The following is a 9,189-nucleotide window of genomic DNA, read 5'->3' as shown; positions in this document are numbered from 1 at the left end:
GCCGACTACCACGATGAGCGAGGAGAAAGCGGCGACGATAGGCCACTTCCATGCGGCAAGGGTGAGCAGAGTAGTGAGGATGCCGCAGATCCAGACCTTGGTGCGGTAGGAACGCAGTGCGGCTTGAACTTGTGGGTCTTGGCGCTTGTCCTGCGGCACGCTCACACCAAGCGGCAGGGAAGCGATGGCGGGGATGGTGGCGATGGTCCAAGTGACGGCGAGGGTCATGGCCGCCATGAGGAGGGCGAAAATCATGGCAAATCCTTCAAAATTGCGTCGAGGTGGGAACGGATTTCGGAATCGTTGAAGCCCTGTGCGCGGGCTAGCAAGGCTGCGCGCTGAAGGCCCTCAACGAGTTGTTGGTTTTGTGCGTCGGTGCGGGCTCCAGGGCGAACCACCGTGCCGGAGCGCCCAGCGGTTTCGGCTAGGCCTTCGGCGACGAGCTTGTCATAAGCCTTCTTGACGGTGGCGGGATTAATGCCGAAGTCTGCGGCGACGCGTCGTACTGGATCGAGCTTGTCGCCGTCTCGTAGTTCGCCATGTGCGATGGCAGAAACGATGGCGTCGTGAAGCTGCGTAAAAAGCGGGACACCTGATTCTGGATTGAGGGTGAGGAACATGCCGACCCCCTTTCTGTGTTGGTTCAACTAATACAACGTTGTATTAGTGACTATAGCACAGATTGTGTTACTTGTAGCGATACAAAGCGATTAGAGTTCTACAGTGCGGTTAATCGAAAGACGCGAACAAAAATCTTCGTCGTGGCTCACTAAGATGAATGCACCTCGATAGGCAGAGAGCACATCTACCAGCCAGTCAACAGTGGGGATGTCGAGGTTATTCGTAGGTTCGTCTAGAAGGAGGAATTTAGGTGCTGGAGAAGAAAGCAAGACTCTCGCACATTCGGCACGAAAGCGCTCGCCTCCTGAAAGCTGCCCGAGCGGGGCATGAACGCTATCGTTTTGGAACAACAACTTAGCTAGCTGATTGCGGAGGAACTGCGGATCTTCGTTTGGATTGGCTGCGGTTACCAATTCCCACATACTCAAGTGTTCTGGAAGCGTGATGCGCTGACGCAAGTAGCCACAGGCTAGTGCGTAGTCGACGTCGCCGTTTGCCACGCGGTTGAGGAACGTTGTCTTTCCGGAACCGTTGGGACCTGCGAGTCGGACGCGCTCAGGGCCTACGATGCTGAGTAGCTCACTGCGGAGAACTTGGGTTGCGTTAGGCAGTTGAGTGTTCGGAAGCTCGATATGGACGGCAGAATCGTCGCGTAGCCGCAGCTGAGCTTTGTTGTACTCCTGCTGTGCGCTTGCCACTGATTGGGCTGCTTCGTGCGAGCGCTTGGCAGCTGTGTTTTGAGAGCGATTCTTGTCCAGGCCCAATGCGATAGGAGGCTTGCGTTTGGAAGCCGCGTACTTCTTTCCGCGACGCTCATCCCGGGCTAGCCGCGTTTGCATTGCTGACCGCTGGCGGACTTCTTTGCGTAAGGCGGCCTTGGCCTGGTGGACGTCGGCAAGCGCGGTGTCCTGTTCGTGGTCAATAGCCTCCTCATAGGAGGCGTAGTTCCCAGTAAACATGCGTAATGAGCCGTGGTAGAGCTCGGCGATGCAATCTGCGTGATTAAGTAGATCGCGGTCGTGTGAAATGACCAAAACCTGGGCCGGCGAGTCAGCGATCAAACTAAGGAGAAGTTCCTTGGACTGCGCATCAAGGTTGTTTGTAGGCTCATCCAAAATGATCACGTCAGGTTCGGAGAAAAAGAGCGCAGTAAGCGCGACAGTAACGGCCTCGCCGCCCGATAGGCTACCGATTGTGCGATCCAAGGAAATGGGCAATTCCGACGCCGCGAGCGCAGCACTGATTTTTTCCTTGAGGTCCCAACGCTCGCCCACGACCTCGACGAGCTCGTCGGTGTAGTGTCCCGCTTCGATTTGCTCGATGGCCTCCAATACTTCACGGGCGTGGAATACGTCGGCAACAGTATCGGAGACTTTCAGGCCTAAGTCTTGGTCGAGGTACCCGACGCTAGGGGCACTGACGGTACCTGAGGTTGGTTCGAGTATCCCGGCCAGCACCTTGGCCAGCGTTGATTTGCCCGAGCCGTTGGTGCCAACGAGTCCGGTGAACTGAGCGCTAAAAGTCCCATTGAGATTCGCGAAACAGGGTTTACCGTCAGGCCACACCATGGTGAGGTCAGCGAAAGAAATAGGCATGGATCGATCCGCCTTCGAGTCAGAGGTGTTGATGTGAGCTTCGAATTAAGAGCGGATCTTCATGGCAAGGAAGGTTAGCAGCGTGCGTGCGTGGTGTCCATAGTTTGTGAGGAAATGGAATTACAAGAAAAGTGCCACTGCCACTACTGCGAGGCCTTTCCAACCGCGGCTTAAGTAGCCCACCACTTCAGGGGAAAAGGAAGCACCGAAACCGCCCGTATCGACCATGCTCATTTGCGTCACGCGGGCAGGGCGGGACCTGGTGTAGCCGGCCCACGCCAGGCCTACCGCGATGACTGCAAGTGCAGCAAGTGAAAGCTGCCACACGATGGCAACAAAGACCGTTCCTATAATCGCTGTGCCTATCGCAGCGCTCATAGGAAGACCCCACTCTGCCCAAGGCCCTTCCACGATTCGCCCAAAGGAACCTGCGCGGCTTACGGCCGCACCCACCATGGACCAAGCGGTGGCAAATGCAAGAATGCCCAGCGAACCCAGGTGCGGTGCGAACCCGAGGCTCAAACCAGCAACTGCCAGTGCGCCGACGCCGATGTACCAACGCCTGCCTAGACGGCGCGCGAAAAGACCAGCTAAAGAAGCGGACGAACCGATCTGCGGTTTCAACCACATGCTTTGGCTGGCTAGGGCGTCGGAGCTGACCTCAGAGTCGAGCAGGTTCACACCTGAACTGCTCACCTGGCGGGAACGGCCAGCAGCGAGCAGTGACGCAACGGTGAAGGAACGCCAGCCCACGGCCATGCGTAATGCTGGCGCTGCCAGTGCGAATAGAGGAGATGCGCCGAGGGACACGCAAAGCAGCAACACGAGTGCAGTGACCCCGAGCAGCTGCAGAACTGAAATTGAATCCATGCCCCGCAGGCGTCCTTGTGGGCGGAGGTGGTAAACCCACCGAGGGCCTGACATCCCACGCAGCGGGAACAGCGCCTCCAGAAGCGCAATCAGCGCCAGCAATCCCAGGATGCCGCCCGTTGTCTGTAGAGGAGCAACGTCGGTGCGAATTACGACGAAAGGCAAATAGTCGGCGGCGTATTGCCATACGCCAAAAAGTACGCCTAGGAGACATCCAAACATGGTGATCGCTCCAACGACGTCACCGAACTTCGACAGGGCCCGTGTCATGCCAGTACGAGAGTTGGTGTCAGGCATCATAGCTCCACCAACTCATCGCACGCATCGGTGACGGTAGGCGAGTGGGACGCCACGATGATGCAGCGACCTTCTTTCGCCAGGTGGCGCAGTTCGCTGCTGAGGAATTGCGTCCACTCGGCGTCGAGGTGGCGCTCGGGTTCGTCGATAAGCAGCACTTGCGCGGGCTGGTAGAGCTGGATGGCCAGGAAAACGCGCTGGCGCTGGCCCGCGGACAAACGCGTGGCGGGGGGAGGTAGGAGCTCCTCAAGCGCCCACAATTCGATGATTTCAGCGAAGTCAACGCCAGTGGTCCGGGCGATGAGATCGATGTGCTCGCCCACGGTGAGGTCCGGTAGGAAGATTGGGTCGGCCACGGTGAGCACCGCGCTTGCCGACGCCCTCGTTCCCACCTCCTTCCCATCAACACGGACGGTGCCCTCGAGAGCCGCGAGCTCGCCACCGAGAGTGGCGAGCAGCGTCGACTTGCCTGAGCCGTTAGCTCCCTTGAGGCCGTACATGCGGCCCGGGGCAAACTCGCGGGCAAGATGGCCGAGGGCTGTGGTATGTCCGTAAGTGGCATCGATGTTCAGCATGCGGCAAGGCTATCAATTCTGCTGCTTGCAGGCTTTCAAGACCTTGGTTTTGGTACCTTGAGCTGCTAAAATTTAGCGTCAAACAGCTATTTTGGGGGAGAAAAAGAATGGTTACTCCACAGCCCGCTAATGAGTTCATAGACACCGAAATTGATAAACCGAGGGATAACAAGTTGGCCTTGGGAGACGCAGCAATGCGTTTGGCCGGCCATGACGTTAGTGACCCGAAAGTTCGTGACTTGGCCCGCCGCGTAGCCGCTGGCACGGTGTCTGCTGAGGACGCAATAGCCCAAGTTCGCCGGACGGCATTTAAGTAAGCAGGGGAAAATGAGCGGGGGTTGGAAAGATGACTTCATTCCAGGAACAACGGTTCTGAAGAATCTATTGGGGGCAACTGATGCTGAGGAGCTCCGATTACTCGAAGAAAAACTGGTATTCCTGCGAATCTCGGAATTACAGCATGAGCCCCTAGAGGGGAATTTTGATTATCAGCATTTCAAAGCCATCCATCGCCACCTTTTCCAGGATGTTTATGAATGGGCGGGGCAGGAGCGTACGGCTCCTACTGACCAGTTCATGGTGAAGGCCGGTCATGCTTATTACCCAGCGGGTCCAGAGCTGACCAAGGCCGCGAACAAGATTTTTGCTGGTCTTGCCCGCGATAACCTGTTGTGCGATATGACTCTTGAGGAGTTCGTCCCGAAGCTGGCGGAAGTGTGGGGTGAACTCAACGTTGTGCACAGCTTCCGCGAGGGAAACACCCGCACGCAGACCGTCTTTTTCGCGTTCCTTGTGGATAATGCTGGGTTTGCCTTGGACGTGGAGCGCCTAGCCGTTGATAGTGAACTGCGTGAGCGGTTCATCGCTGCACGTTTTCATAGCCAGGACACAGGCGATAACGCGCAGCTGGCGCGGGTGCTGCGCGAAATCGTCGGCAACCGCTAGCTCGTGCTAGCCCTTGTTGCGGAATACAAAGATAGAAGAGAAGTCCTGGTCGCCGTGGCCCATGGACTGCTGTTCCTCAAAGCGTTCGATGGCGGCGTGCACTGCTGGCAGCGGCTTAGAAGAAGTAGCCTCTATGAGCTTGGCGTCCTTGCACAGGGCGTCGACAGTGAAGTCGCCCGGAGTGGTGTTGCGCTCACCCGTGATGAACGGGCCCTTCATGTTCTTCATGAACGCGAGGCCGGTGATATCGAGCATTTCGAGGATGACCTCGGAATCAAGGCCCTCGGATTCGCCAAGCTGCAGTGCCTCCAGCAGTCCCTCGGCGGTTACTGCCAATGCGAGGTTGGCTAGCAGCTTGCCCAGGGCGGCGGTAGCTGCGGACTCGACGCCGATCAGCTTGTTCTCACCGGCCCATGGCTCGACGATGTCCATGGCGAGCTCGCGACGGTCGTCGTCAGGCGTGCCCACATAGACGCCCAACTCGCCGTTTCGGGCTGGGCCCAGGGAACCCACGACTGGTGCGTGGACATAGGAATCCACCGCGGCGGCAAATTCGCGTGCGGCCTCCGGGGAAACGGTGGTGGTGTCAATCCAGGTAACGCCGGCGGGGATCAGCGCGGGCTCGATGATGCGCTCGCGAATGTCATCAGGACCAAACAAGGAAGTGATGATGACCTCGGCGTTTTTCACCGCCTCTTCAGGGGTATCTGCCAAGCTGGCGCCTTCTTCGACGAGAGGCTGCGCGCGCTCAGCGGTGCGGTTCCACACCGTAACCTCGTGAGATTTGAGCAGGTGGCGGGCAAGCTCGCTGCCCATTCGGCCGGTTCCAAGGAATGCGATTTTCATGGAAACCAGTGTGCCATTTTTGTTTGCGGGCGCGCAGTCAACTTCGGTGTGCCACCGGAAGAGCGCCGTGGTTCGTATCCCGTCGGTACCGCCCACACCGTGTGGGCTGGCGATGATCATCGGCGGCATCGTAGGCCTGAAAACGGTGGCCTAGGGCAGCGGGATGTAGATTTCCTCCGGGCGTGGAAGTGGTGGCGGCTTCGGGATTTGATCGATTCCCTGTTGTACCTCCGGCGGAATCGGAACCTTTGTGGGAATCCGCGGCGGCGCTGGTGGCGGCGGTGGCGGTGGCATATGAAATTCCGGCAGCTTTGGCAGGCCTGGAACTGGTGCGGGTGCTGGACGCCGTGGTGGCGGAGCCGGCGCAGGTGCGTGGATAGTTACCGTATCGGGTGAATGCGGCGGTGCTTCTGGTGGCGGGGCCAGTTGGCTTTCTTGCGGAGCTTGCTCAGGTGCGGGCGCCTTCGGTGTTTCTTTCGGCTTTGGTTCGTGTTTGCTGGATGACGCTTGCGCGGAATCTAGCGCTAAGCGTGTGGCCGGTTGTGGCGCGGAGCCCTGGGCCCAAGGCGTGGTGCTTTCTGATGTTTGCGTTTCCAGCGGTTTCATATCTTGAGCTGGAACCATGGTGACTTCTTTGCTTGCACAGGATGCACAAAATACAGCGCTAAGGCCGATTGCGCAGATGAAGATGCGTGAGCGCACGATGAAAATCTCCCCCTTAAAATTTTCCCCAAAATCCATCGCCACGGTCTTTAGCTGCTAGCTGCATGAGCAGCCGGTGTGCAGCGCGCTTTGTTGTTCCCCCCATGACGCTGCGAACGTGGCGACGGCAGTAGCTTAACCTCATTTTGAAGCGCGTGCAGGATTAACGGAATGCGGAGTAGCTGCGGTGGGGCGCGAAGTGCTCTGGGTGCGGTGGCGCGTTTCGGACACTCCAACTTTTGTATAGGGACAAAGCAGTTACAATGTTGGCTATGCCTAATACGAGTCAGCAGCCAGTTTCCCAGTCCACCCAGTGGTTCGAGCGCGCATCCAAGGTCACCCCAGGTGGCGTGAACTCCCCGGTCCGTGCCTTCGGTTCGGTCGGCGGCCAAGCCCGCGTTATCGCGCGCGGCGAAGCTTCCCGCCTGTGGGACGTCGACGGCAACGAGTACGTTGACCTTGTTAGCTCCTATGGTCCGATGATCCACGGCAACGCCCACCCGGCAATCGTGGAGGCTGTGCAGAAGGCAGCGGTCGATGGCCTTTCCTTTGGCGCGCCGACCGAGGCGGAAACCCTGCTGGCAGAGCGAATTGTGGAGCGCACCGCAGTAGAGCAGGTGCGTCTGGTCAACTCCGGCACTGAGGCAACCATGTCCGCCGTGCGCTTGGCCCGTGGCTTCACCGGTCGCGCAAAGGTGTTGAAGTTTGATGGCTGCTACCACGGCCACGTCGACGCGCTGTTGGCGTCGGCAGGCTCCGGCGTTGCTACCTTCGCCCTTCCGGATTCCCCGGGCGTTACCGGCGCAACCGCTGCCGATACCATCGTTGTGCCTTATAACGATCTGGATGCTGTCCGTGAGGCTTTCGCCGCACACCCAGGTGAGATCGCCTGCATCATTGCTGAGGCAGCCGCGGGCAACATGGGCACAGTGGCTCCCGATGAGGGGTTCAATGCGGCGCTGAAGGAAATCGCGCATGCCGACGGCGCGCTGCTCATCCTGGATGAGGTCATGACTGGCTTCCGTACCTCACACAAGGGCTGGTTCGGCGTCGACGGCGTCGCTGGTGACTTGGTCACCTTCGGCAAGGTTGTCTCCGGTGGTCTGCCTGCCGCCGCTTTTGGTGGCCGCGCCGACGTCATGGCTTACCTGGCACCGGCTGGTCCGGTCTACCAGGCAGGTACTTTGTCCGGTAACCCAGTTGCGATGGCTTCTGGTCTGAAGTCCCTGGAGCTTGCCGACGAAGAGCTGTACCCGCGCCTTGGCGCAAACGCTGACCGCCTAACCGGTCTTATCTCTGCAGCATTGGATAAGGAAGGCGTGGCGCACAACATTCAGCGCGCTTCCTCGATGTTCTCCATCCGCTTCGCTGAGGGACGCGGCCGCAACTTCGACGACATGAAGGCTGCTGATACCTGGCGCTTTGCTCCGTTCTTCCACGCTCTTCTGGAAGGCGGCGTCTACGTTCCGCCATCAGCTTTTGAAACCTGGTTTGTCTCCGATGCGCTGACCGACAATGATTTTGAGGTAATCGAAAAGGCGCTCGCGCCCGCAGCAAAGGCTGCCGCAGCAGCCCAGCGCGCTTAAAGCTCATTTAAAGAAGAGCGAAAGGAACTTCTATGTCGACGACTATCGTCCACCTGGTCCGCCACGGTGAGGTGTACAACCCGGAAAAGATCCTCTACGGACGCATCCCGGGCTATCACCTTTCCTCCCGCGGCCACTCCATGGCGGCGCGCACTGCGGAGGCTTTCCGTGGCCACGACGTGACCTACTTGGCAGCTTCCCCGTTGCAGCGCACGCAGGAAACTGCGCAGCCGATCTCCAAGGTCACCGGCCTTGACGTTGAGATCGACAAGTCCGTCATCGAATCCGGTAACCGTTTTGAGGGCCTGCGCACCAAGGGCTGGAATTCCCAGCTGTGGAACCCACAACGTTGGCCGCTGCTGCACAACCCGATGCAGCCTTCCTGGGGCGAGCCTTTTGAGGAGATCGCTGCCCGCATGGTTAATGCAGTCGAGCGCGCACGCGATAAGGCAGAAGGCCACGAGGCCATCATCGTCTCCCACCAGCTGCCCATCGTCATGGTCCAGCGCACCGCACTGGGCAAGCGCCTTGCCCACGCACCATGGGACCGCGAGTGCGACCTTGCCTCGGTGACCTCGCTCGTCTTCCAAGATGACCAGCTCATCGACATCTTCTACTCCTCCCCGGCACAGGATATTTAAGGCAGAGTCCGTGAAACACAAACTTTTGCCTGTAGTTGCCTCGTTGATGGTTGTCGCTTCGGCTACCACTGCGTGCGGTCAAGACGCAGATAAAGCACAAAATGCAGTGGCGAGTGGCGGCACCTTTGAATTCTTTGCTCCAGGCGGAGAAAAAGTAATCAAATATGCGCCCGAAGAGCGCAAACCGTTGAAGTCCTTTACAGGAGAGAATCTGCGCCACGACGGCCAGACCATTTCCTTGGATGATTTCTCTGACCAGATCGTCGTACTGAACTCTTGGGGACAATGGTGCGCTCCTTGTCGCTCCGAATCGGATGACTTACAAAACATCCACGCCGAGCTGACCAAACGCGGTACCGGTACAGTTCTGGGAATTAATGTCCGCGACTTCAACCCGGAAATTTCCCGTGACTTTTTGGAAGATAACGGGCTGGAGTATCCGTCCATCTACGATCCGCCTTTCAAGACGGCTGCGGCTCTTGGCGGCGTACCGACCTCTGTCGTGCCAACC

General features: G+C 58.5%; 10 protein-coding genes and 1 pseudogene. 5 read left to right on the top strand and 6 right to left on the bottom strand.

The annotated features are described in order from the left end of the window. The 5 genes and pseudogenes from HMPREF2724_RS12930 to HMPREF2724_RS11735 form a co-directional block, all read right to left on the bottom strand. Nucleotides 1-255: pseudogene (locus HMPREF2724_RS12930) on the bottom strand (hypothetical protein); the annotation flags it as partial. Next, nucleotides 252-620 carry a GntR family transcriptional regulator gene (locus HMPREF2724_RS11750; RefSeq protein ID WP_061920376.1) on the bottom strand — a complete coding sequence of 123 codons (369 nt, stop codon included), beginning with the start codon at nt 618-620 and terminating at the stop codon, nt 252-254. The gene HMPREF2724_RS11750 and the pseudogene HMPREF2724_RS12930, both read right to left, overlap by 4 nt. 90 nt (nt 621-710) lie before the next feature. Further along, a complete protein-coding gene (locus tag HMPREF2724_RS11745) occupies nt 711-2,216 on the bottom strand; it encodes an ABC-F family ATP-binding cassette domain-containing protein (RefSeq protein WP_061920378.1) in 1,506 nt (501 codons plus the stop codon). A gap of 120 nt (nt 2,217-2,336) precedes the next feature. Then, complete coding sequence (locus tag HMPREF2724_RS11740; protein ID WP_082778542.1) at nt 2,337-3,386, bottom strand: ABC transporter permease; 1,050 nt, start codon at nt 3,384-3,386, stop codon at nt 2,337-2,339. After that, complete coding sequence (locus tag HMPREF2724_RS11735) at nt 3,383-3,958, bottom strand: ABC transporter ATP-binding protein (protein ID WP_070588673.1); 576 nt, start codon at nt 3,956-3,958, stop codon at nt 3,383-3,385. The genes HMPREF2724_RS11740 and HMPREF2724_RS11735 overlap by 4 nt, the downstream gene beginning before the upstream one ends. Before the next feature lie 327 nt (nt 3,959-4,285). Here HMPREF2724_RS11735 and HMPREF2724_RS11725 point away from each other — a divergent pair, with 327 nt between their 5' ends. Next, nucleotides 4,286-4,903 carry a Fic/DOC family protein gene (locus HMPREF2724_RS11725; protein ID WP_070588669.1) on the top strand — a complete coding sequence of 206 codons (618 nt, stop codon included), beginning with the start codon at nt 4,286-4,288 and terminating at the stop codon, nt 4,901-4,903. 6 nt (nt 4,904-4,909) lie between these two features. Here the strand turns inward: HMPREF2724_RS11725 and HMPREF2724_RS11720 are convergent, their stop codons facing one another. Further along, entirely contained in the window at nt 4,910-5,749 is an 840-nt protein-coding gene (locus tag HMPREF2724_RS11720) for an NAD(P)-dependent oxidoreductase (RefSeq protein WP_070497754.1), read from the bottom strand. A gap of 248 nt (nt 5,750-5,997) precedes the next feature. Here HMPREF2724_RS11720 and HMPREF2724_RS13360 point away from each other — a divergent pair, with 248 nt between their 5' ends. The 4 genes from HMPREF2724_RS13360 to HMPREF2724_RS11705 all read left to right on the top strand — a co-directional run. Then, nucleotides 5,998-6,129, top strand: coding sequence for a hypothetical protein (locus HMPREF2724_RS13360; protein WP_268751111.1), 132 nt, complete (start codon nt 5,998-6,000; stop codon nt 6,127-6,129). Between the two features lie 585 nt (nt 6,130-6,714). After that, the gene (gene hemL / locus HMPREF2724_RS11715; protein WP_062035986.1) at nt 6,715-8,037 is read left to right on the top strand and encodes a glutamate-1-semialdehyde 2,1-aminomutase; all 1,323 of its coding nucleotides are present in this window, start codon (nt 6,715-6,717) and stop codon (nt 8,035-8,037) included. A gap of 32 nt (nt 8,038-8,069) precedes the next feature. Continuing rightward, nucleotides 8,070-8,678: a histidine phosphatase family protein gene (locus HMPREF2724_RS11710; RefSeq protein WP_070588667.1), complete on the top strand. Its 609-nt coding sequence runs from the start codon at nt 8,070-8,072 to the stop codon at nt 8,676-8,678. Between the two features lie 46 nt (nt 8,679-8,724). After that, nucleotides 8,725-9,189, top strand: a 465-nt coding sequence (locus tag HMPREF2724_RS11705; RefSeq protein ID WP_070588716.1) for a TlpA disulfide reductase family protein, incomplete at its 3' end; no start/stop codon positions are given.

It is taken from the genome of Corynebacterium sp. HMSC071F07 (assembly GCF_001810285.1).
Classification (GTDB): Bacteria; Actinomycetota; Actinomycetes; order Mycobacteriales; family Mycobacteriaceae; genus Corynebacterium; species Corynebacterium simulans.
This window is presented reverse-complemented; position numbering and strand designations above follow the sequence as displayed.

Coding starts and splice junctions, on each gene's coding strand:
- HMPREF2724_RS11750 (WP_061920376.1), bottom strand. CDS start 620: ATGTTCCTCACCCTCAATCCAGAATCAGGTGTCCCGCTTTTTACGCAG.
- HMPREF2724_RS11745 (WP_061920378.1), bottom strand. CDS start 2,216: ATGCCTATTTCTTTCGCTGACCTCACCATGGTGTGGCCTGACGGTAAA.
- HMPREF2724_RS11740 (WP_082778542.1), bottom strand. CDS start 3,386: ATGATGCCTGACACCAACTCTCGTACTGGCATGACACGGGCCCTGTCG.
- HMPREF2724_RS11735 (WP_070588673.1), bottom strand. CDS start 3,958: ATGCTGAACATCGATGCCACTTACGGACATACCACAGCCCTCGGCCAT.
- HMPREF2724_RS11725 (WP_070588669.1), top strand. CDS start 4,286: ATGAGCGGGGGTTGGAAAGATGACTTCATTCCAGGAACAACGGTTCTG.
- HMPREF2724_RS11720 (WP_070497754.1), bottom strand. CDS start 5,749: ATGAAAATCGCATTCCTTGGAACCGGCCGAATGGGCAGCGAGCTTGCC.
- hemL (WP_062035986.1), top strand. CDS start 6,715: ATGTTGGCTATGCCTAATACGAGTCAGCAGCCAGTTTCCCAGTCCACC.
- HMPREF2724_RS11710 (WP_070588667.1), top strand. CDS start 8,070: ATGTCGACGACTATCGTCCACCTGGTCCGCCACGGTGAGGTGTACAAC.